Below are 22098 nucleotides of genomic sequence, written 5' to 3'. Positions count from 1 at the left end.
GGCGTTCGAGGTCAGGAGCGGTCGCCGTGCACGTCGACGAGCTCCGTCGCGTGGTGGATGGTCTGGGTTCGCTGGCCGTCGGCGAAGGCGACGACGGCGCCGTCGAGCTCGACGCGCACGCGTTCGCCAGGTCGCAGGGTCGGCTCCGGTCCGAGACGCGAGCGGACCGACGTGCCGTCGTTCAGCAGGACCCGCACCAGCTGATCGTGGCCGAAGTAGGTCACCTCCTGGACCTCGCACGGACCGCCGTCGTCGGGTGTGAGGCGCAGCGATTCGGGGCGGATCACCACGTCGACGATCGTGGCCGTGACCGGTTCGAGCGTCGGGAGCCGCCCCAGCGGCGTCTCGACGGTGTGCCGGTCCACGCGACGGCCCGGTAGGAGGTCGGCGTCTCCGACGAACGAGGCCACGAACCGATCGGCGGGTCGGGTGTAGAGGGTGTGGGGGGCGGCGACCTGGTGGACCCGCCCGCTGGACATCACGGCGACCTCGTCCGCCAGCGACAGCGCTTCCTCCTGGTCGTGGGTGACCACGATCGCGGTGGCGCCGGCCCGGCGGAGGATCTCGCGGACGTCGGAGCGGACCGCCGAGCGCAGACCGGCGTCGAGGTTGGAGAACGGCTCGTCGAGAAGGATGACCTCCGGGTCGGGCGCGAGCGCCCGTGCCAGGGCGGTCCGCTGCTGCTGCCCGCCCGACAGCTCGCCAGGGCGACGATGACCCAGATCGCTCAACCCCACCAGGGCCAGGACCTCGGCGATGCGCCGCGCCCGGTCGGGACGCGAACGCAGGCCGTAGGCGACGTTCTCGGCGACCGTCAGGTGGGGGAACAGCGCGTAGTCCTGGAACACCATCCCGACCCGACGCCGCTCCGGCGGGACGCACTGGCCCGGCGAGGCGACCAGGGAGCCGTGGAGGAAGACCCGACCGGCCTGAGGCGTGACGAATCCGGCGATGGCGCGCAACGTCGTGGTCTTCCCGCACCCTGAGGGGCCGAGGAGCGCGGTCACCTTCCCGGGCGCCACCACCAGGTCGAGGCCATCGACCGCCACCGTGTCCCCGAACGCGATACGCAGATCGTCGCAGGCGACCGCAGCCGGTGCGGTCGTCTCGACGGTGGGCATACCATCCTCCCGTACGGCGTTCTCGATGGCGACAGCAGAGGTAAGGCTACCCTTATCTGACGGCCGTCGCGGATGCGCGACGATGGAGGGAGGTGCGGCCGTGGCCGATCTCCACGACACGACCGAGCAGTACCTGCTCACCGTCCTCGAGCTCGAGGAGGAGTCGATCCCGCCGCTGCGGGCACGGCTCGTGGAGCGGCTCGGGCTGGCCGCCCCGACCGTGTCCGAGACGGTGGCACGTCTCGAGGACGACGGCTACGTCCACGTCGCGGACGATCGCGTCATCGAGCTGACCAAGCCGGGGCGCGATCTCGCGGTCAGTGTCGCGCGCAAGCACCGTCTCGCCGAACGTCTGCTCCACGACGTCATCGGCCTGCCGTGGGAGCAGATCCACCAGGAAGCGTGCAAGTGGGAGCACGTCATCTCCGACGACGTCGAGCGACGCCTCGTCGAGCTGCTCGGCGATCCGGGTGTCTGTCCCCACGGCAACGCGATCCCCGGCTCGTCCAACCCGCCTGAGCGCGAGGACGAGATCACTCTCGTCGAGGCCGGAAGCGGCAACGTGCGCGTCACCCGGATCTCCGAGGAGCTGCAGACCGACGTCGATCTGATGCGCCGGCTCGCGAACGCCGGACTCAAGCCGGGCGGCATCGGTAAGGTGACGACAGCCGACGACAAGGGGGTGCGGGTCGTGGGGACGGCGGGCCCCGGTGGCGAGGTCGAGCTGTCCTCGGACGTGGCCCGGTTGGTGTTTGTGGTGCCGAGCTGAGCGCCGAGCGCTCCGAGTCCGAGCCAGTCCGAGACCGCCTCACGCCGCGGTCGCCCCCGCAGCGTTCGAAGCAGCGGTCCCAGCGCGTCGACCGCCTGACCCAGGGGCCCAGGCTGATCGGCCGCAGCCTGCGTCGCGTCGGACTGACCGTCGTCGGCCTGGTCGTCGTCGGGGTCGGCGTGCTGCTGATCCCGCTGCCAGGACCAGGATGGGCGATCGTCTTCGGTGGGCTGGGCATCCTGTCCTCGCAGTGGCCCTGGCTGCGCAAGCCCATCCGCGCGGCCCAACGGCTCGCCCTGGACACCCCACCTCTGCTGTTGGGCCTGGCCGTCATCGGTGGCGGCTTCCTCGTGCTCAACTTCCCCGTCGAACTCCCGCAGCAGCGCAACGTCGCGGTCACGACCATCGTCTTCGGGGCGCTCATCATCCCCTTCCAACTCCCCTCGCTACGGCGCTTCGCCCGCCGGGTCCTCCAGCGCGCTCGAGCTCGGACGTCACCCAGACCGGACGGCGACCGCATGTACGGCGACGACGAGCGCTGACCTGCGGACCCCCCGGGTACCCTGCCGGCCCACCGTTCCCGGAGCAGCCTCCCACCGATGTCCGCGTCCGAGCACGTCCCCGAACTGCGCAGGTCGGTCGCCGTGACGGGCGACCGCATCCTCATCGAACTGCCCGACGACGCCGAGCGGCGCTCCAAGGGCGGGATCCTGATCCCGGCCACGGCGCAGTCGGTCGAGCGCAAGGGCATCTGGGGGGCCGTGCTGGGCGTCGGCCCCCACGTGCGCCACGTCCAGGTCCACGACGAGGTGCTGTACCTGCCCGAGGACGCCATCGAGGTCGACATCCAGGGCGACGCCTACCTCATCGTGAGGGAGCGCGACGTGCACGCCGTCGGCTCGACCCGGCGTGACGGCGCCACCGGCCTCTACCTGTGAGCGGGTGCATGCGTCCCAGCGCTTCCAGCGCTAAGCTGCATGCACGATGGCGACGATCCAGATCCGCGACGTTCCCGACGAGGTCCACCGCATCCACAAGGCACGTGCCGCCGCAGCCGGGATGAGCCTGCAAGAACACCTCCGTGCTGAGCTCATCGACAGCGCACGCCACAAGACGCCGGCTGAGGTGGCCGCGGAGGTCGAGGCCGAACTCGCCAGCGGGGGGGCGACGGGCTACTCCGCGACGCCGGCCACGGTGTTCATCCGCGCGGAACGGGACGCGGGCTGAAACGTGGCGGTGCTCGACGCGTCGGTGCTCGCCGAGGCGCTGACGAACGGCGCCGAAGTCGGTCACCGGGCCCGTCGTCGCCTGCGAGCCGACACGACCTGGGATGCACCACACATCTTGCCGGCCGAGGTCCTGTCCGCCATCCGCGGACTCGCCGTCGGCGGCGAGATCGATCCCCTCGTCGCCGAGCGCGCACGCGCTCGACTGCGGGTCACCCGGCTGCGCCTCCACGCCGCTTCTCCGTTCCTCGACCGGATCTGGGAACTCCGCACCAACGTCACCGTGTACGACGCGTGGTACGTCGCACTGGCTGAGCGACTCGACGTCGTCTTGGTGACCGCCGACGCTCGACTCGCTGAGGCAGCAGGCCCTCGCTGTGCCACCGAACTGGTGACGGCCTGAGCCGACCGGCGACGCGGGTCGCCGTGGTGTCCGCCCCCGTTACGCTGTCGGGACGGGGAGGAGCGGACGGGTTGGGGGCGAAGGACTCGCTCCCCACGGAGCGGGCGAGACCGCGCTCTCGCCCGTGGGTTGAGCACGAACGCGTGGATCGACGGCGCGGATGCGCCGTCGCCAAGGTTCGAGGAGCGGACAGGTGGCCATATCGACGACCCGTCGCAAGCTCGCGATCGCGAGCTGGCGCGCGCCCCGCGAGGGCAACATCTACGGCAAGCTCACGCTCGATGCCGGACCGGTGCTCGACTACGTCGCCGAGGTTCGCGAGCGCACCGGCGAGAAGGTCACGCTGACCCACGTCGTCGGCAAGACCCTCGCCCGCGCGCTTGCCGCCGAGCCGTCGCTTAACGGCCGCATCGTCATGGGCCGCTACGAACCCCACGACCGTGTGGACGTCACGTTCCTCGTGACGATGGAGGACGGGTCCGACCTCGCCCGGGCGAAGGTGGAACACACCGACCGCAAGCCGGTCGAGGACATCGCTCGCGAGCTGCGCGAGAAGGCCGGGCGGCTGCGGGGCGGGGGTGACGACGACTGGGAGAAGAGCAAGAAGCTCGTGCGGCTGCTGCCGACCTTCCTGCTCCGACCGGTGCTGTGGCTGACGGGGTGGCTGACGGGATCGCTCGGGGTCGAGGTGAAGGCGCTCGGGCTGGAGCGCTTCCCGTTCGGATCCGCGATCGTCACGAACGTGGGGGTGTTCGGACTCGACGAGGCCTTCGTCCCGCCCACGCCGTTCGCGCGCGTGCCGATCTACGTCCTCATCGGTGCCGTGGACGAGCGACCTCAGGTGGTCGACGGGCGCATCGTCGCTCGGCCCACGATCACCCTCACGGCGACCATCGACCACCGCTTCATCGACGGGTTCCAGGCGGGGACGCTGGCGCGCGAGTTCCGCGCCATCTTCGAGGACCCCAGGCTGCTGGACACCGGGGCGGCTGCCCCTGAGCCCGCGCTCGAGGCCGTCTGATCGTCCGGCACCGCCCCGATCCCGAGAAGGAGCTCCCATGACCGACATCGCTGCCGACGCTGCCGTCGGACCGCCCCGAGGCATGCAGGTCCGCCTGTCATCCAACGAGTCGGCGTGGGGTCCTTCGCCCCGCGTGATCGAGGCCCTACGCGCTGCCGCGGAGGAGGTGCACCTCTACCCCGACGACCAGTCGACCGCGCTGCGAACTGCGCTGGCGAAGCACGAGGGCGTCGACGTGGACGAGGTTGTCGTCGGCAACGGCAGTGCCAACCTGCTCATGGACCTCATCGCCGTGGAGCACCGCCGGACGGGTGGGGGTGTGGTGGCCTACGACCGGGGCTTCATCGTCTACCGACTGGGTGCCCAGGTCTGCGGAGCGACCTACACCGAGGCACCGTCGGGGGATGCGTTCGCGCGTGACGCGCAGACGCTGCTCGACACCGTCGGCGACGACACCGCGGTCGTGTGCATCGACAACCCCGGCAACCCCACCGGGCGGCACCTGACCGGCGAGGAGCTCGCGGTGGTCATCGACGGCGTGCCAGACCACGTGACCGTCGTCGTGGATGAGGCCTACCACCACTTCGCCGAGGGCCGAGCGGGCTACCGGACCGTGGCCGACCTCGACGTCGATCACCCCAGACTGCTCGTGCTCCGGACGTTCTCGAAGGCGTTCGCGCTGGCGGGACTCCGGATCGGTTACCTCACCGGGCCCGCCGATCTGCTCACCACGTTCGACGCGGCCCGCACCCGCTTCAACGTCAACGCGGGGGCGCAGGCTGCGGTGAGCGCTGCGCTCGAGGATACGGCGCATCTCGCGGCGGCGATCGAGGGCACGCTGACCGGGCGTGAGCGGCTGCTCAACGGCCTGAGGGAGCTGGGCGTCGACGTCGCCCCGAGCCTGGGCAACTTCGTGCTCGTCCCCCTCGGTCGTCCCGCCGGCCCTGTCGTCGAGGCCTACGCCGAGCGCGGCATCGGCGTGCGTCCCCTCGCCCCGTACCGCCTCGACGAGCACATCCGCGTCACCGTCGGGACCCGCGACGAGGTCGAGGCCTTCCTCGACGCCTCGGCCGATGTACTCGCCACCTGACCCACGTTGGTTGAACCCCTTGAACCGGCCCGCCCGGTTCAACGGTTGAATTTCAAGCTTCTGTCTAGAGGAGGCGCTCGAGTTCGCGGTCGACGAGCCGGTCCGTGAGCGACTCGGGGAGGACCGGCAGGAGGCGCGCCAGCACGCGGTCGCGGAGGGGCAGCGCGTAGCGGGCACGGGGTCGTGACGAGGTGGCTGCCGCGACGATCACGTCAGCGACCTGCTCGGGTGGGATGCCGTCGACGGCGCCCCGCCGCGCCCCGGCCGCGATGGTCGCGGCGCGAGCGCGGTACCGGTCCGGCAGCGCCGCTACCTCCTCGTCGGACGGGGTCGACTTCTCCCAGATGGGCGTGGCGACCTGGCCGGGCTCGACCAGCACCACGGCGACACCGTGGGGACGCATCTCGCGGCGCAGCGAGTCGGTGTAGCCCTCGAGGGCGTGCTTGGAGGCCGCGTACGCGGACAGGAACGGCACGCCGACCCGCCCGGAGATGCTCGACACCATGACGACCCGTCCGCGCGCAGCGATCAGGGCGGGCAGGAACGCCTGCGTCACGCGGTGGACGCCGACGACGTTCACATCGAGCTGGTGAGCGAGATCGGCGGGCGCGAGCGTCTCGACGGGAGCGGCGACCGCGATACCGGCGTTGTTGACGAGGAGGTCGAGGGGGCCCTCCCCGGTGATGACCTCGCGTGCTCGCGCGACGTCGCTGTCCGAGGTGACGTCGAGGCGCACGGGGCGGTGGCCACGCCGGGTCGCGGCCGCTTCGTCCTCCGGCGTGCGCACTCCCGCGCGGACGACGTAGCCGGCCCGCCGGAGGGCGGCGGCTGTTGCGGCGCCGATGCCCGTGCTCGCACCGGTGACGAGCGCGGTCGGCACGGTGTCTCCTCGGGTCGGGACGCCGACGTTAGCGTTGTGCCTGGGACGGAGGTGGTGCGTGACGTCGCTCGAGGTGGACCGCGGCGACGTCACGCTCGTGGTGTACGACGACGGGCCGAGTGCCCTGCCGCCCGCCGTGGTCGCACACGGCGTCGGCTCCTCACCACGCTTCATCCGCGAGGCCTTCGCGGCCCCGCTCGCGGCGCTGGGGTACCGACTCGTCGCCTACGACCTGCGAGGCCACGGGGCGAGCACACCGCTTCCCGACCCGGGCGACCACGCCTTCGACGCGCACGTCGCCGACCTGGCCGCCGTCGCGGACGAGGTCGGGGCGCGCGTTGTCGGTGGCGTGTCGCTGGGCGGTCACGCGGCGGCCGCTGTCGCGGCGGAGCGGTCCGACCTCGAGGGCCTCATCGTGTGCCTGCCTGCGTGGACCGGCACGGCTACGCGTGGCGACGGCCCGCACGCGGTCATCGCCTCCGAGGTACGACGGGGCGGGGTCGAGCCCGTCCTCGACCGCCTGGCGGGTGACGGGTCGGTGCCGCAGTGGCTGGCGGAGCTGCTCGGCCGAGATTGGCGTACCCACCCCGCCGCCAGCCTCGCCGCGGCACTGACCGCTCTCGACGGAGGCGAGGCGCCCACCGGGGCGACGTTGGCACGCGTCACCGTCCCCACCGGCATCGTCGGGTGGCCCGACGATCCCGGTCATCCCCTCGAGGTCGCCACCGCGTGGGCCGCCGCGATGCCCGGCGCGAAGCTGGTGACCACCACCCTCGACGCGGTGGGCGAAGGTCGTACCGCGCTCGGAGCCGCCGCCGTACGTGCACTGCTGAGCGCTCGCCGGTCGGCCGAACCCGGCGTGACGGTACGGTCAGAGCCGACGTGACGAGGAGCGCGCGTGGCGCAGCGACCGATCGCGAAGGGCGAGCGTGCCCCGGACTTCGCGTTGCCGCGGGGCGCCGCGACCGTTCGGTACTACAGCACGGTGGGCGGGACGCCTGCCGTGCTCCTCCTCGCTGGCGACCGCGATGCCGACACCACCCGGTCGTTGCTCGGAGCCCTGCGCGACGGCGTACCGGGGGCGGCGACGGTCGACGTGGTGGCGCTCGACGGTGCGTGCGCCGAGGAGCTCGACGGCTACCACGACGTGGAGGGCCGAGTGCACGACGCGTACGGCGTGTCGGTCGACGGCGCGCCGATCGTGATCGCACTCGACCCGAGCGTGCGTGTCGCGGTCGTGGAGCAGGCCACCGACCTCGCTCGGGCGGTCGGACGGATCGCCTTCGCGGTGGCCAGGCTCGTTCACGAACCGTCCGAGCGGACCATCGTCCGGCAGGCACCGGTGCTGTTCGTGCCCAACGCGCTCAGCGAGGAGTTGCGGAGCGAGGTCATCGCGGCGTGGTCAGCGGGCGCTACGGCAACCGGCGTCGAGGCGACCGTGGGACACGGACGGGGCGAGGTCCACGACGAACAGCGCAAGCGGCGACGCGACCACACCGTCGCGGACGACGAGCTGTTGCGGACGCTCACCACCCACATCGGACGTCGTGTGATGCCCGAGCTCAGTCGCGCCTTCGCCTACCGGGCGACCCGCTTCGAGGGGTTCAAGATCGGCTGCTACGAGGAGACCGAACGCGGCTTCTTCGAGCCCCACCGGGACAACCTCAGCGCGGCCACGGCGCACCGTCGGTTCGCCCTGAGCCTGAACCTGAACGACGACTACGACGGTGGCGAGCTGCGCTTCCCGGAGTACGGTCCCGACCGCTACCGCCCCGCCGCCGGCGAGGCGCTGCTCTTCTCCGGTGCGCTGCTGCACGAGGTGCGGCCCGTGATCCGCGGCCGCAGGTTCGTGCTGCTGTCGTTCCTCTACGGCGACGAGGTGCGCCGGCGTGACACCGGCTGATGCCCGGAACGGGTCACGGCCGCTTCGACAGGATGGCCTGGACCGCGCGCGACTCGGGTGCCCGGCCGAGCTGCTCGCTCATCCATGCGCTCACGTCCACGAGCGCGTCGAGGTCCACGCCGGTCTCGACGCCGCTGCGGTGGAGGGCGTACACGAGGTCCTCGGTGGCGAGGTTGCCCTTGGCGCCCGGTGCGTAGGGGCACCCGCCGAGGCCCCCTGCGGACGTGTCGGCGATCGACACCCCGGCATCGAAGGCGGCGAGCGTGTTCGCTAGGCCCTGGCCGAAGGTGTCGTGGAAGTGCACCGCGATGCGGTCGAGGTCGGCGACCTCGGCCACCGCCCCGATGAGCCCGTGCGCCTCGGCCGCTGTCCCGACACCGATCGTGTCGCCGAGGCTCACCTCATCGCACCCGAGCTCCAACAGCGCCTCGGTGACGCGGACGACGTCGGCGACGGGAACCTCGCCCTGGTACGGGCAGCCGAGCACGGTCGAGACGTACCCGCGGACGCGCACGCCCTCGTCGGCGGCGCGGTCGAGCACCGGGCGGAACATCTCGAGGCTCTCGTCGATCGTGCGGTTGATGTTCTTCCTCGTGAACGCCTCGCTTGCCGCGGTGAACACCGCCACCTCGTCAGCCCCGGCTGCGAGCGCGCGGTCCAGGCCCTGCTCGTTTGGCACCAGGACCGGGTAGCGCACGCCGGGTCGGCGGTCGATCGCCGCCATCACGTCGGCAGCGTCCGCGAGCTGAGGCACCCACTTGGGAGACACGAACGACGTCGCTTCGACCACGGCCAGGCCGGTCTGCGCCAGCCCGTCGATGAACGCCACCTTCGTTGCGGTCGCCACGATCTGCGACTCGTTCTGCAGGCCATCGCGTGGGCCGACCTCGACGATGGTCACCCGGTCCGGAAGGTTCACGTCTCCTCCTCAGGGTCGGGTTCGAACTCGAGCAGGACGGTCGTGCCGTCGACGGGATCGCCGACGGCGACGTGGATCGCGGTGACGGTCCCGGCCACGGGCGCCTTGATCGGGTGCTCCATCTTCATCGCCTCGACGACCATCATCGTCGCTCCGGCCGGGACGTGGTCCCCCGCATCGATCTCGACCGCGGCGACCGCCCCGGGCATCGGGGCGGTGAAGGCCGCCCCGGCTGCCGCCCGCCCGGGGTCCGCGTGCCTCGTCAGCGGCTCGACCTCGAGCCGCCGTGTCAGCCCCAACCCGTGCAGCCACACCTGCTGCCGACGTGTGACGACGGCCAGGTGCGCGGACTCACCGTCCACGACGAGGTCCAGATCCCGCCCGCCGTCCGCAGCGACGACGTCGTGGAGGACGCGCACCTCGTGGCGATCATCGTCGATCGTGACGTCGAAGCGTTGCAGACCGCCCACGACGTGCAACTCGTGACGCTCGCCCCGGTCACGCAGCCAGACGTGCCACCCGCCCAGTCCCGATGCTCGCCACGGGCCCACGGTCTCCCACGGATCGGTCGCCTGGGTTCGCTCCTGCATCGCGCACCGGGCGGCGGCGGCCAGCATCGCGACAGGGGTCGGGGCGGGCGACCAGTCGGCGAGGTGGTCGTCGATGAACGAGGTCGTCAGCTCGCCACGACCGAACGCGGGATGCGCGACCGCGTCGGCGAGGAACTCGAGGTTCGTGGTGACACCGAGGACCGTGGTGGAGCGCAGCTGGCTGAGCAGGCGCGCCACGGCAGCCTCGCGTGAATCGGCGTGGACCACGAGCTTCGCCAGCATGGGGTCGTAGAAGCGTGTGACCGCCCCGCCCGTCTCGACCCCCGCGTCGACCCGGATATCCGGGCCGTCCGGCCAACGCGCGATGAGGACGTCACCGGTCTGGGGCAGGAACCCGGCCGCGGCATCCTCCGCGTACACGCGGGCCTCGATGGCGTGCCCGCGCTGCTCCAGTTCGTCCTGCGCGAACGGCAGCGGCTCGCCGGCGGCCACGCGCAGCTGCAGCTCCACGAGGTCGAGCCCGGTGACCAGCTCGGTGACCGGGTGCTCGACCTGCAGCCGGGTGTTCATCTCGAGGAAGTAGAAGGAGGCGTCGGGTGCGAGCAGGAACTCCACGGTCCCGGCGCCGACGTAGCCCACGGCTTCCGCCGCCGTGACCGCCGCCTGTCCCATGCGCTGACGCAGGTCGGGGTCGACGGCGGGGGAGGGGGTCTCCTCGAGGACCTTCTGGTGGCGTCGCTGGACCGAGCACTCACGCTCGAAGACGTGCACGACGGTCCCGTGTGTGTCACCGAGGACCTGCACCTCGACGTGACGAGGGTCGTCGACGAGTCGCTCGACGATGAGGCGATCGTCTCCGAACGCTCCCTGCGCCTCGCGACGGGCGGCGGTGACCGCCGCGTCGAGCTCGGCGGCGTCACGGACGGCGCGCATGCCCTTGCCGCCACCGCCGGCCACGGCCTTGATGAGGACGGGTAGGCCGATCTCGGTGGTGGCTGCTCGCAGCGCCTCGTCGTCGAGGACCTCACCGTGGACCCCCGGGACCACCGGGACCCCCGCGGCTTCGAGGTGGCGCTTCGCGGCTGCCTTGTCGCCCATCAGGCGGACCGCCTCCGCGGGCGGGCCCACGAACACGATGCCCTTGGCGTCGCACGCCTCGGCGAGCGCGGGGTTCTCGGACAGGAACCCGTAGCCGGGGTGGATCGCGTCAGCTCCGGACCGGATCGCGGCGTCGATGATGGCGTCGACATCGAGGTAGCTGTCGGTCGCCGGAGCCGCGCCGATGTGCACGGCTGTGTCGGCCTCGGCGACGTGCGGGGCGTCCTGGTCGGCATCGCTGAAGACGGCCACCGTGCGGATGCCGAGGCGACGACACGTGCGCATGACCCGTCGCGCGATCTCGCCGCGGTTGGCGACCAGCACGGTCGAGAACAACGTCACCTCCGGCTCCGAACGGGGCAGCGCGACGCTACCCGAACGGCCAGTCCGGTAGGTCCGGAGCGGGCGCTCGGACTGCCATGGTGGCACCGGCGACAGCGTGGAGGCGGGAGCTGAACGAGGAACCGGGGGCGTGGGAGCAGATCGTCCAGTCGTTCGAGAACATGGCCGATGCGGTGTTCCGTACCGCGCCCCGCTTCGCCCTGGCGCTGCTCGTCTTCGCGCTCTTCGTCATCGTCGGCCGCATCGTCCGCCGCGTGCTGCGTCCGCGGCTCGAGCGGGTGCGGACGCTGAGCTTCGGGCGGGTGTTCTCCACCCTCGCGTACGTCGGGATCGTCGTGCTCGGTCTCGTCGTGTCGCTGCCCATCGCCCTGCCCAGCGTCAGCATCGGCGCGATGCTGGGAGGACTCGGCCTCATGGGGGTCGCGGCCGGCTTCGCCTTCCAGGACATCCTCAGCAACATGCTGTCGGGGATCCTGCTGATCTTCCGCCAGCCGTTCGTGGCTGGTGACCAGATCGAGGTGACGGGGATCGCCGGCACCGTGCAGGAGATCACCATCCGCGAGACGCGCATCCACACCTTCGACGGGCGCATCGTCTACGTGCCCAACAAGGACGTGTACACCAACGCGATCGAGGTCCAGACCGGCCAGGAGCACGTCATGACCAGCCTACTCGTCGGCGTGGACTACGACAGCGATCTCGCGCTGGCCCGCGGGACCGCGCTGGAGGCGCTGGCTGCGACTGAAGGTGTCCGCAAGGTGCCCGCCCCGCAGGCGTTCTACACCGACTTCACGGCGTCCGCGATCGAGCTCGACCTGCGCTACTGGACCGGATCGCGGGAGGCGGAGATCCGACGGGTCAGGGACCGGGTCGTCGAGACCGTCAAGGCCGCCTTCGACGCGGCCGGTATCGACATCCCGTTCGACATCGTGACGCTCGACGCCTCCGAGGCGCTCGAACGCGTCGTTCGGCGGGGCGGCTGACCGCGCCCCATCGCGAAGATCGAACCGTTGAACCCGTCCAGCAGGTTCAGCGGTTCAACCTTCCGGGATCCAGGGAGCGGGGCGCTTGTCGAAGAAGGCCTGGATGCCCGCCTGGCCCTCCTCCGTGACGCGGAGCCGCGATATGACGTCGACGGTGACGTCGGCGCTGGCGTCGAGGGTCGGGGCGGCCGCGACCCTCGGGATCAGCGCCTTGATCTCGCGCTGCGCCGCCGGGCCGGCGGCCAGGACCAGACCCACGATGCGGCCGGTCACCTCGTCCAGTTCGTCGGGGTCGCACACCTCGTGGACCAGTCCGAGGTCGTAGGCGCGGTCGGCGTCGAAGACCTCGCCGGTCAGGAAGTAGCGCCGAGCGTTGCTGACCCCGATCTTGGGCTGCACGTACGTCGAGATGACGGCCGGGGCGAGGCCCAGCTTCGCCTCCGTGAACCCCAGCTTCGCGCCCCGCACGGCGACGGCGATGTCGGCGCACGCGATGAGTCCCATCGCCCCGCCGAGGGCGTGCCCGTTCACGCGCGCGACGACAGGGGCGGGGAAGCGCGTGATGGCGCGGAACAGCGCGTCGAGTCGGCGCGAGTCGGCGACGTTCTCGTCGTAGCTGTAGCCGGCCATCGCGCGCATCCAGGTCAGGTCGGCCCCCGCGGAGAAGGCCGATCCCGCCCCGGTGAGGACGACGCAGCGCACCGTGTCGTCGGAGGCCAGGTCGTCGAACGTGTCAGCGATCGCGCCCATGAGTTCGGCCCCGAACGCGTTGCGCACGTCGGGGCGGTTGAGCGTGACGGTCACCACGCCCCGCTCGTCGCGGTGCCGCAGGAGGATGTCGGTCTCGACGCTCACGGCTCGCTCCGGGGTAGACGGTGGTCGGTGTTCGGATGTGGATGTGGCGAGGCTCACGCGGCAAGCTGCGTACCCGCCTCCAGCGAAGGACGACCGGTGCACTACCTCGTGACGCTCGAGCACCCGCCGTCCCTGTGCGCCCTCGGCTCACCCGAGCGCAAGGCGGCGATGCTCGCCTTCCTCACCGACGCGGACGGTAGCGCTGCGGCCTGGGGCGTCACGATCGACGACGCGTGGGTGGACACGGTCGGTCACCAGCAGTTCTACGCCGTGAGCGCCGACAGTGCGGGGGCCATCGAGTCGTGGCTGATCGACAGCGGCATCGCCCTGACCAACACGATCCACATCCGCCCCGTGCGGACCCGCACGGAAGCAGCCGAGCTGTTCGGGGCCTGACCGAGGCCGGACCGGGGGGGCGAGCCCGATGACCAACCGGATGGCGAGCCCGAGGGGGCTCTCGGGGGCTGGCGGCTACGACACGGTCACGAGGTTGCGCATCCCGCGCTCGGCGTGGCCGATGACCCCGCAGAAGAACCGGTAGGTGCCGGGAGCGAGCTCGACCTCGACGATCGCGGTCCAGTTGCGGCCGATCGTGATGCCCGCGCTGCGGTCGGGGATGATCGAGGGGTCGCGCGCCTGCTCGGGCTTGCGCAGCACCTCCATCTCGATGCCCTCGCCACCACACGTCGCTGCGGTCTCCGCTGGGCAGATCGTGAGGTTGTGGTGCGCGGCGCCCACGTTCGTGAGCTCGATGACGTGCGAACCCGCGTCCAGTTGGCTCTCGACCCCGATCACGTACTCGGCCAGGGTGATGGTCGTGTCCGGCTCGGGCGTCGACGAGCAGGCGCTGCTCGTGAGGATCGCGACCATCGAGCAGACGGTGAGGGCGACCCTCACGGGAGCTGTCGGACGTACACGAGCGCACCGGTGGTCGCCGCCAGCAGGATGGTCGCGAGCAGCTCGAGGCCACCGTTCGAACCGTCGTCCTCCTCAGAGGCGGCCCCAGGGCCAGGGCTCGGCGTCGGGGATGCGGTGGCCGCCGTCGCGACCGGTGCTGGGGTCACCTCGGTGGACGGCACGGTCGGCGTGGTCGCCTCCGTGCCCTCGACGGTCCCGGTCCCGGCGGGTGTCGTCGGCGGCTGCGTGGCCCCCGGTTGCTGGCGGTCCGTGGGGCTGGGCGCTTGCGGCTCGGGTTCGGGCTCGGGCGGGGGCGGGGGCGGGGGCGGGGAAGGTGCGGGATCGCCAGGCTCGCCGTCGCCGGCCACGACCGTGCCGTACATGTAGGGATGCACCGAGCACTGGTACTGGAACGTGCCGTCCTGCGGGAAGCTCACGTCGACCGACTCACCAGCGTCGAGCGTGAACGATGACCACGGGCAGGTGCCCTTGGTCCGGCCGCGCGGTGATGCCGAGCTCTGAGCCTCGTTGAGGCAGCGGCTGGGGTGCGGCTGCGCCCCGCAGACCCCGTGGTTCGACGGGTTGCTCCACGTCACGGTGCCGCCGCGGTCCACGTGGACCTCGGCGGGTTCGTAGCCGTAGGGGCTCGAGCTGTTGCAGTCGGTCGGGGCGCCGGCGTGGCTAATCTGCACCGACGCCGAGGCCTGGGCTGCGGCAGCGCCGACCCCGAAGGCGAGCAGCCCCGCTGTGGTGAGGGCGAGCAGGCCGACGGGTCCAGCCGGGGCGCGTCGTCGCATGCTCGTGCAACCTCCAGGCCAGGACCGGCGTCGACCGGGCTGTTGGCGCGGTTACGATAACCCGACCCGGTTGGAAGAACCGCAACGTGACCGTGCACGTCCGCTCCGTCCCTCGACTCGTCCTCGGCCTTGCTGCGCTCGCGCTCGCGGCGGTCGTGCTCGCTCCTCGAGCCGAGGCGCAGGAGCGCACCCTCCGCGTGCCGCAGGAGTTCGCCACCATCCAGGCGGCGGTGGACGCGTCGACGGCGGGTGACGTCGTGCTCGTGGATGTCGGCGAGTACCACGAGGAGGTCTTCGTCGGCCCCGAACAGGCGGGCATCACCATCCGCGGCGTCGACCGCAACCGCACCGTCCTCGACGGGCGCAACGAGCTGAGCACGGCCATCGAGGTCAACGGCGCCGACGGCGTCACCATCGAGAACATGACCGCGCACGATTACGACGGCAACGGCTTCTACTGGCAGTCGGTCGACGGCTTCCTCGGGCGCTACCTCACCGCGTACCGGATCGGCATCTACGCCATCTTCTCGTTCGACTCCGCCAACGGCGTGTTCGAGGACAGCTACGCGTCCGGTTCGGCCGACGCCGCCTACTACGTGGGGCAGTGCAACCCCTGCAACATCGCCCTGCGCCGCCTCGTCGCCGAGTACTCCGCGCTGGGCTACAGCGGCACCAACGCCGGCGGCAACCTCGTGCTCGAGGACTCGTTGTGGCAGAACAACGGCACCGGGATCCTGCCGAACTCGCTCACGAGCGAGGAGGATCCACCACAGCGACAGGCGGTCATCCGCAACAACGTCGTCAAGGACAACAGCAACGCGGACTCGCCTGCGCACAACCTCGCTGGTTCGCTGATCGGCGTCGGCATCGGCATCGCCGGTGGCAACGAGAACGTCGTGGAGGGCAACACCGTCACGGGTCATGACAAGTACGGGATCGCGATCTTCCCGTTGCCGGAACCCGATCCGATCTGGCACCCGAAGAACAACACGGTGCGCGACAACACGGTCGAGGACAGCGGCTTGGCTGACCTCACCATCACCGCGGCGTCCGGTGAGGGCAACTGCTTCGAGGGCAACACGTTCGCGACGAGCGACCCGCCCGGGATCGAGGAGGACGGGGCGTGGGGCTGCGGTGGTACCGGCTTGAAGGACGTGCCGTTCCCACCGGGCAACGGCTCGCCGACGTCGGCTTCCGCGCTCGCGTCGGACCTGGCGCAGAACGAGGCCGACCTCCGTCAGCGTCCGAGCTACGAGACCATGCCCGACGCGCCGCAGCAGCAGAACATGCCGGCGGCAGCCGACGGTGACGGTGCCACCGAGGCGGCCCCATCGACGCCGCCGACGCCCCAGCCGGCGTCGTCGTCCCTGCCCACGACCGGCGGCGGCCTGGCCGCCCTCGTGGCCGGCTTGTTCCTGCTGGGTTCGGCGGTCGGGTTCCGCCACCGCTGACCCGCGCGATCCTTCCGCGGCGGACGTACGAGGCCGGGACGACGTGACGGGTTCCTGGAGCGCCGGCGGTTGCCCGGGCGGGCGTCGCCGAGGAAGGTGTCACATCCGGAAGACCCCGTAGGGGATGTTGCCGCGCCCCGCCGCTTCGTAGGGGGCGTTCATGGCCGCGCTGATCGCGAGCCCGAGCATCGTCCGTGTGTCAGCGGGATCGATGACTCCATCATCCCACAGTCTCGCCGTGGCGTAGTAGGGGTGACCCTGGTGCTCGTACTGGTCACGGATCGGGGCCTTGAACGCCTCCTCGTCCTCGGCGGACCAGTCCTCGCCCTTGGCGTCGAGGTTGTCACGCTTGACGGTCGCCAGGACGTTGGCGGCTTGCTCGCCTCCCATGACGGAGATGCGGGCGTTGGGCCAGGTCCACAGGAACCGCGGCTCGTAGGCGCGGCCGCACATCGCGTAGTTGCCCGCTCCGAACGACCCGCCGATGATCACGGTGAACTTCGGCACGGACGAGCACGCCACCGCGGTGACCATCTTGGCGCCGTCCTTGGCGATGCCGCCGGCCTCGTACTCGCGCCCCACCATGAACCCGGTGATGTTCTGCAGGAACAGCAACGGGATGCCGCGCTGGTTGCACAGCTCGATGAAGTGCGCGCCCTTGAGCGCCGACTCGCTGAAGAGGATCCCGTTGTTGGCCACGATCCCGATGGGGTAGCCGTGGATGCGCGCGAAGCCGGTCACCAGCGTGTCGCCGTACAGGGGCTTGAACTCGTGGAAGCGCGACGCGTCGACGATCCGCGCGATCACCTCGCGGACGTCGTAGGGGGTCTTGAGGTCGCGCGGGACGACGCCGTACAGCTCGGCCGGGTCGTAGGCGGGGTCCTCGCTCGGGGCGAGCTCGACCGGCACGTCCTTGCCCCGGTTGAGGTTCGCCACCGCATCGCGCGCCAGCTGGAGGGCGTGCCGGTCGTCGAGTGCGAGGTGGTCGACGACGCCGGAGGTGCGGGCGTGGAGGTCACCGCCCCCCAGCTCCTCGGCGGTGACCACCTCTCCGGTCGCGGCCTTCACCAGCGGTGGGCCTCCCAGGAAGATCGTGCCCTGTTCCTTGACGATGATCGACTCGTCGCTCATCGCCGGCACGTACGCCCCGCCAGCGGTGCAGGACCCCATCACCACCGCGATCTGGGGCACGCCCCGGCCCGACAGCGTCGCCTGGTTGTAGAAGATCCGGCCGAAGTGGAGCCGGTCGGGGAAGACGTCGTCCTGCTCTGGCAGGAACGCCCCGCCCGAGTCGACGAGGTAGATGCACGGCAGCTCGTTGGCGCGCGCGACGTCCTGCGCGCGCAGGTGCTTCTTGACGGTCATGGGGTAGTAGGTGCCGCCCTTGACCGTGGCGTCGTTGGCGACGATCACGCACTCGACGCCGGAGACGCGCCCGACGCCGGTGATGATGCCCGCCGCGGGGGCGTCGCCGTCGTACATGCCGTGTGCCGCCAGCGGTGACAGCTCGAGGAACGGCGTCCCGGGATCGAGCAGCGCCTCGACGCGGTCGCGGGGGAGGAGCTTGCCGCGCTCCAGGTGCCGCTCACGTGACCGCTCCGGCCCGCCGAGAGCCGTGGCGGCGAGCTGCTCGCGCAGGTCCCCGGCCAACGCCCCGTTGTACTCGGCGTTGGCCGCGAACTCGGACGAGCCCGCGTCGACCTTGCTGGCGATGACGTCCATGGGGCCCCGGCGACGGAGGTTGTCAGCGTAGGTCGTCAGGGGTCACGTCGGACGGCCAGCGCCGCGAGCTCGGCGCGACTGGACAGGTCGAGCTTGGTGTAGACGTGCGACAGGTGGGTCTTGACCGTGTTGACGCTCACGAACAGCCGCTCGGCGATTTCGGTGTTGCGCAGGCCCTCCGTCACGCAGCGGACCACGTCGCGCTCGGCCGGGGTGAGGCTGTCCCACCCGACCGCGGGCCTGCCGCGCTCGCCCCGGCCCCGGCGCGCGTAGGCCACGGCATCCTCCCACGGCAGCGCCCTGCCTTCGGACCGGAGCCGATCGAACTCCTCGGGGCCCAGAGCTTCCCGGGTCGCGGAGACGACGGCCGGATGTCGGTCGGCCTCGAGCGGGAAGCGTGCGATGCCACGTTCCTCGTACTGCCGCTCGGCGGCTCCGAGCAGCCGCGCCGCCTTGTCGGGGTCGCCGGTGGTCGTCGCCATCCCGGCGATGGCCTCCAGCGCGGCGGCGCTGCCCAGCGGGTCGCCCCAGGTCGCGAGGACGTCGAGGGCCTCGTGCGCCCTCAGCCAGGCGGTCTCGATGTCCTCGTCGAGGCCAGCGAGGTAGGCGAGACCGAGCAGCGCGCGTCCGTGTGCCCACCTGAAGGAAGGGTCACGGGTCACCTCGTGAGCAACCTCGAGGTGCCGCTGGGCCGCTGACGTATCGCCTGTCCGCAGAGCCGCGACACCGGCCAAGTACCCCACGATGCCTTCCTCCAGGCCACCCATGCGGCTGCCGATGGCGGCAAGTGCTTCGTCGGCCAGGGTGCGCGCCGTCGCCGGATCGGCGACGCGGTGCTCGACGTAGGCGAGCGTGCGCAGCGCGTGGAGCTGGAACGCGTGAAGCCCCGCCCGTTGCGCGATCCGGTTCGCCTCGTCCGTGTGGCGCCGGGCTGCGGTCTCGTCCCCCGCCATGGCGTGCAACGCACCGTGAACGGACCGTGCCAGGGACGCGAACGCATGGAAGTGGAGTGGCTGGGCGAGCTCGAACGCGATGCTCGCGTGGTGACGGCCGAAGTCCACGTCGGCGCCCCACCAGCCGACCACCGCCAGGAACGTCCTGATCGGGATCTCGAGGGCGGGGAGGTTGCTCGCCGTGGCCACGTCGAGCGCATCCTCCAGCGTCGCTCGTCCACCGCTGATCGAGCGTCCGTTGAGCTCGATCACGCCCGCATACATCCCCCAGCGAGCCAGCATCTCGGGGTTGCCGAGGGCGGTCGCGAGCTCGTGGGACAGATCGAGGTCGGCCCAGATCTGCTCGTCGTTCCGCCGTCCCGAGAACGCCCCGGTCCAGGCGCGGTAGAGGTGCGAGCGGGTGCGCGTGTCCAGGTCGTCGTGCTGGTCGGCGAGGTCGACGGCCTCGGACGCGAACTCGTATGACGCGGGGTAGTCACCGCCCATCAGCGTGAGGATCGCAGCCGTCGTGAGCCCCCGCGCACGGTCGACCGTCTCCAGCACCGGCGACGCCGTGGCGTCCCTCAGGCGGCGCTGCATCTCGGCGTACAGGCCACGGATGATCCAGAACCCGAAGATCGGCTCGGCGATCTTCACCACGTCCAGGGGATCGCCGGACGCCACCGCCCACTCCATCGCCGCACGGAGGTTGTCGACCTCGGCGGCGAGCCGGGCGTGCCAGGTGTCGAAGTCGAGGACGAGGCCGAGCCTGCCCTGCTCGGCCAGGCCGACGCAGAACGCCAGATGGCGGTCGCGCACGCGTGCGGGATCATCGAGATCGGCGAGCCGCTGGCGTGCGAAGACGCGGATCGTCTCGAGCAGCCGGTACCTGGCGTCCCCGGTGGACTCGTCGACCTGCACCAGGGATCGGTCGACCAGGACCGACAGCAGGTCGAGCACCTGGTAGGAGTTGATGCCCTCGTCGGTGCACACCTGCTCGGCCCCGTCGAGCCCGAACGTGCCGGCGAACGCCGACAGTCGTGCCAGCACCAGCCGTTCCTGGTCCGACAGCAGCCCGTAGCTCCACTCGACCGACGCCTCGAGGGTGCGTTGACGGGGCACGGCGGTCCGCGGTCCGCCGGTCAGCAGACGGAAGCGGTCGGTGAGGCCGTCCGCGATCTGCTCGGGCGAGAGCATGCGCACGCGCGAGGCGGCCAACTCGATGGCGAGCGGGATCCCGTCGAGTCGGCGGCATACCTGCGCCACCGCAGGGGTGTTGACCTCGGTGAGCCGGAAGTTCGGCCGGACGCTGCGGGCACGGTCGACGAACAGCTGCGCGGCTTCGGTCTGGCCGACCGCGCCGATGGACGACGCGTCGTCGGCTGGGAGCGACAGGGACGGGACGCGGAACGCGGTCTCGCCGTCGATGCCGAGGGGCTCGCGGCTCGTGGCCAGCACGTCCACGCCCGGGCACGCATGGACCACGGCATCGACCAGCTTGGCCGCCACCTCGATCACGTGCTCGCAGTTGTCGACGATGACCAGGGTGTGCCGTTCCCGCAAGCTCCGCTGCAACGTCTCGATGAGGGACTCGCCGGGCTGCCCCTGCACGCCCGCCGCGGAGGCGACGGCTGCCGGGACGAGGTCCGGGTCCGCCAGCGAAGCCAGATCCGCCCACCACGTGCCATCGGGGTAGCGGTCACCGAGGCCACGTGCGGCCTCGAGCGAGAGCCGGGTCTTGCCGCTGCCGCCGGCACCGGTGAGGGTCAGCACGCGTGTGCCCTCGAGCAACCGTGTGACCTCGGCGAGCTCGCCCGAGCGTCCCACGAAGCTCGTGACCTGCACCGGCAGGTTGTCGGTCGGAACGTCGTGGGTGTCGAAGGCCGGGAAGTCGTCGCGCAGGGCCGGGTGTGTCAGTTGGTACACGTCTTCGGGTTGCGTCATGCCCCGCAGCTCGTGCGACCCCAGGTACCGCAGCCCCGCACCGTCGGGCAGCCTGTTCGCCACGAGGCTCTGCGTCGTCCGGGACAGCAACGTCTGTCCACCGTGCGCCAGGCTCCGCACGCGCGCGCACCGGTTGATCGCGGCGCCGACGTACCGATGCTCGTCCCGAAGCTCGACCTCGCCGGTGTGCAGCGCGATCCGGAAGCGGAGATCGACGCCTCCGGGCCACAGCTCGTGCTCGAACGCCTGCTGGAGGTCCAGGGCACACGCGAGGGCGTCCGACGCGCGCGTGAACGCGAGGACGAAGCTGTCACCCTCGCCCTGCTCCTCGGGGCGGAGGCCGTCGTGCTGCTCAAGGTGGTCGGTGATCAGGGCGTCGACGCGTGCCATGGCCTTCGCCATCGCCTCCGGGTCGCGTTCCCACGCCCGCACCGACCCCTCGAGGTCGCCGAGGAGCAGCGTGACCGTCCCTGACGGAAGCGTGTCTCTCACGATCCCCTCACCCTGGCTGATCGCATACCAGCACACGCGGTGCCCCGGCGGTAGTCGACAACGCCGAGCCCAGAGCCCGGATCAGGTTCGATCGAGTGCGTGGTTGGCGGCCCTGACGCGCCCCGCCAGCACGGCGAGCAGACGACGGGCGATGGCTGGGACCTCGTCGACCAGGCGATCGAACTCCCTAGTACTGAGCACCAACAGCGCCACGTCGGTCTCGGCTACCGCGGTCGCGGACCGTGGCCGCTGGTCGATCAACGCGAACTCCCCAACGATCTCACCGGCGCCCAGTCGGGTGAGCAGGACCCCGTCGTGTTCGAGGCGGACCGTCCCCGACTGGATGATGAAGGCCTCCGCGCCGTAGGCATCCTCCTCGATCAGGATCGTTCCCGCCGGACGTTCCACCTCCGAGACGAGGCGGCCGATTCGCCGCACATCACCGTCGTGCAGGTTTGCGAACAGGCGGACCGTACGGAGTCGTTCGATCTTCGGATCGACAGCCTGGAACATGGGATCTCCTTACCTCAGGGCCGTGCTCTCACCATGGCGCACGTGGCAGCCGAGGACGTCACCCGTTCGGGTGAGTTGCTCCTCGACCGCCATGCGGTCGCACCTGCCGCGACTCGACGGCGAGAGGGCCCGAGCGCCGCCCTCGACCGCCGCGGCTAGCCTGCGTTGACCACTTCCGAGTAGGCCGCG

Annotated in this window: 22 protein-coding genes; 12 read left to right on the top strand and 10 right to left on the bottom strand. The window is 71.2% G+C overall.

Annotated elements, in window-relative coordinates; all coding sequences use genetic code 11:
* Positions 1 to 11 precede the first annotated feature (11 nt).
* Entirely contained in the window at positions 12 to 1121 is a 1110-nt protein-coding gene (locus KY469_11840) for an ABC transporter ATP-binding protein (protein MBW3663783.1), read from the bottom strand.
* An 82-nt stretch (positions 1122 to 1203) separates the two neighbouring features.
* Between KY469_11840 and KY469_11835 the strand changes: the two genes are divergently transcribed.
* The 7 genes from KY469_11835 to KY469_11805 all read left to right on the top strand — a co-directional run bounded on the left by KY469_11835 (position 1204) and on the right by KY469_11805 (position 5630).
* The gene (locus KY469_11835; GenBank protein MBW3663782.1) at positions 1204 to 1890 is read left to right on the top strand and encodes a metal-dependent transcriptional regulator; all 687 of its coding nucleotides are present in this window, start codon (positions 1204 to 1206) and stop codon (positions 1888 to 1890) included.
* Positions 1887 to 2432, top strand: a complete 546-nt coding sequence (locus KY469_11830) for a PGPGW domain-containing protein (GenBank protein MBW3663781.1) — start codon at positions 1887 to 1889, stop codon at positions 2430 to 2432. Before KY469_11835 ends, KY469_11830 begins: the two co-directional genes overlap by 4 nt.
* 57 nt (positions 2433 to 2489) lie before the next feature.
* The gene (locus KY469_11825; protein MBW3663780.1) at positions 2490 to 2828 is read left to right on the top strand and encodes a co-chaperone GroES; all 339 of its coding nucleotides are present in this window, start codon (positions 2490 to 2492) and stop codon (positions 2826 to 2828) included.
* Between the two features lie 46 nt (positions 2829 to 2874).
* On the top strand, positions 2875 to 3117 hold the full coding sequence (locus KY469_11820) for a hypothetical protein (GenBank protein MBW3663779.1): 243 nt from the start codon (positions 2875 to 2877) through the stop codon (positions 3115 to 3117).
* A 3-nt stretch (positions 3118 to 3120) separates the two neighbouring features.
* Entirely contained in the window at positions 3121 to 3519 is a 399-nt protein-coding gene (locus tag KY469_11815; protein ID MBW3663778.1) for a type II toxin-antitoxin system VapC family toxin, read from the top strand.
* A 193-nt stretch (positions 3520 to 3712) separates the two neighbouring features.
* On the top strand, positions 3713 to 4540 hold the full coding sequence (locus KY469_11810; GenBank protein ID MBW3663777.1) for a 2-oxo acid dehydrogenase subunit E2: 828 nt from the start codon (positions 3713 to 3715) through the stop codon (positions 4538 to 4540).
* Between the two features lie 37 nt (positions 4541 to 4577).
* Complete coding sequence (locus KY469_11805; protein MBW3663776.1) at positions 4578 to 5630, top strand: aminotransferase class I/II-fold pyridoxal phosphate-dependent enzyme; 1053 nt, start codon at positions 4578 to 4580, stop codon at positions 5628 to 5630.
* A gap of 64 nt (positions 5631 to 5694) precedes the next feature.
* Here KY469_11805 and KY469_11800 read toward each other — a convergent pair whose 3' ends face one another.
* Positions 5695 to 6684, bottom strand: coding sequence for an SDR family oxidoreductase (locus KY469_11800; GenBank protein MBW3663775.1), 990 nt, complete (start codon positions 6682 to 6684; stop codon positions 5695 to 5697).
* On the opposite strand from KY469_11800, the gene KY469_11795 reads away from it, so the two are divergent.
* Entirely contained in the window at positions 6647 to 7396 is a 750-nt protein-coding gene (locus tag KY469_11795) for an alpha/beta hydrolase (GenBank protein MBW3663774.1), read from the top strand. The genes KY469_11800 and KY469_11795 overlap by 38 nt on opposite strands.
* Before the next feature lie 12 nt (positions 7397 to 7408).
* The gene (locus KY469_11790) at positions 7409 to 8413 is read left to right on the top strand and encodes a 2OG-Fe(II) oxygenase (GenBank protein ID MBW3663773.1); all 1005 of its coding nucleotides are present in this window, start codon (positions 7409 to 7411) and stop codon (positions 8411 to 8413) included.
* Between the two features lie 13 nt (positions 8414 to 8426).
* Here the strand turns inward: KY469_11790 and KY469_11785 are convergent, their stop codons facing one another.
* Complete coding sequence (locus KY469_11785; protein ID MBW3663772.1) at positions 8427 to 9332, bottom strand: hydroxymethylglutaryl-CoA lyase; 906 nt, start codon at positions 9330 to 9332, stop codon at positions 8427 to 8429.
* Positions 9329 to 11317, bottom strand: coding sequence for an ATP-grasp domain-containing protein (locus KY469_11780; protein ID MBW3663771.1), 1989 nt, complete (start codon positions 11315 to 11317; stop codon positions 9329 to 9331). The genes KY469_11785 and KY469_11780 overlap by 4 nt, the downstream gene beginning before the upstream one ends.
* Positions 11318 to 11403: 86 nt before the next feature.
* Here KY469_11780 and KY469_11775 point away from each other — a divergent pair, with 86 nt between their 5' ends.
* Positions 11404 to 12306 carry a mechanosensitive ion channel family protein gene (locus KY469_11775; protein MBW3663770.1) on the top strand — a complete coding sequence of 301 codons (903 nt, stop codon included), beginning with the start codon at positions 11404 to 11406 and terminating at the stop codon, positions 12304 to 12306.
* Between the two features lie 54 nt (positions 12307 to 12360).
* On the opposite strand, the gene KY469_11770 is transcribed toward KY469_11775, so the two are convergent.
* Positions 12361 to 13161, bottom strand: a complete 801-nt coding sequence (locus KY469_11770; protein MBW3663769.1) for an enoyl-CoA hydratase/isomerase family protein — start codon at positions 13159 to 13161, stop codon at positions 12361 to 12363.
* 96 nt (positions 13162 to 13257) lie between these two features.
* Here KY469_11770 and KY469_11765 point away from each other — a divergent pair, with 96 nt between their 5' ends.
* A complete protein-coding gene (locus KY469_11765) occupies positions 13258 to 13557 on the top strand; it encodes a hypothetical protein (protein MBW3663768.1) in 300 nt (99 codons plus the stop codon).
* 75 nt (positions 13558 to 13632) lie between these two features.
* On the opposite strand, the gene KY469_11760 is transcribed toward KY469_11765, so the two are convergent.
* Positions 13633 to 14058, bottom strand: a complete 426-nt coding sequence (locus KY469_11760) for a hypothetical protein (protein MBW3663767.1) — start codon at positions 14056 to 14058, stop codon at positions 13633 to 13635.
* Entirely contained in the window at positions 14055 to 14855 is an 801-nt protein-coding gene (locus tag KY469_11755; GenBank protein MBW3663766.1) for a hypothetical protein, read from the bottom strand. Before KY469_11755 ends, KY469_11760 begins: the two co-directional genes overlap by 4 nt.
* An 86-nt stretch (positions 14856 to 14941) precedes the next feature.
* Between KY469_11755 and KY469_11750 the strand changes: the two genes are divergently transcribed.
* The gene (locus tag KY469_11750; protein ID MBW3663765.1) at positions 14942 to 16306 is read left to right on the top strand and encodes a right-handed parallel beta-helix repeat-containing protein; all 1365 of its coding nucleotides are present in this window, start codon (positions 14942 to 14944) and stop codon (positions 16304 to 16306) included.
* A 99-nt stretch (positions 16307 to 16405) separates the two neighbouring features.
* Here the strand turns inward: KY469_11750 and KY469_11745 are convergent, their stop codons facing one another.
* The 3 genes from KY469_11745 to KY469_11735 form a co-directional block, all read right to left on the bottom strand.
* Positions 16406 to 18028: a methylcrotonoyl-CoA carboxylase gene (locus KY469_11745; protein MBW3663764.1), complete on the bottom strand. Its 1623-nt coding sequence runs from the start codon at positions 18026 to 18028 to the stop codon at positions 16406 to 16408.
* A 35-nt stretch (positions 18029 to 18063) separates the two neighbouring features.
* Positions 18064 to 21396, bottom strand: coding sequence for a LuxR C-terminal-related transcriptional regulator (locus KY469_11740; GenBank protein ID MBW3663763.1), 3333 nt, complete (start codon positions 21394 to 21396; stop codon positions 18064 to 18066).
* A gap of 81 nt (positions 21397 to 21477) precedes the next feature.
* The gene (locus KY469_11735) at positions 21478 to 21909 is read right to left on the bottom strand and encodes a cyclic nucleotide-binding domain-containing protein (protein MBW3663762.1); all 432 of its coding nucleotides are present in this window, start codon (positions 21907 to 21909) and stop codon (positions 21478 to 21480) included.
* Positions 21910 to 22098: the final 189 nt, after the last annotated feature.

It is taken from the genome of Actinomycetota bacterium, from assembly GCA_019347575.1.
Taxonomy (GTDB): Bacteria; Actinomycetota; Nitriliruptoria; order Nitriliruptorales; family Nitriliruptoraceae; genus JAHWKY01.
The sequence above is the reverse complement of the archived record's forward strand: the minus strand, read 5'-3'. Positions and strand labels throughout refer to the sequence as shown.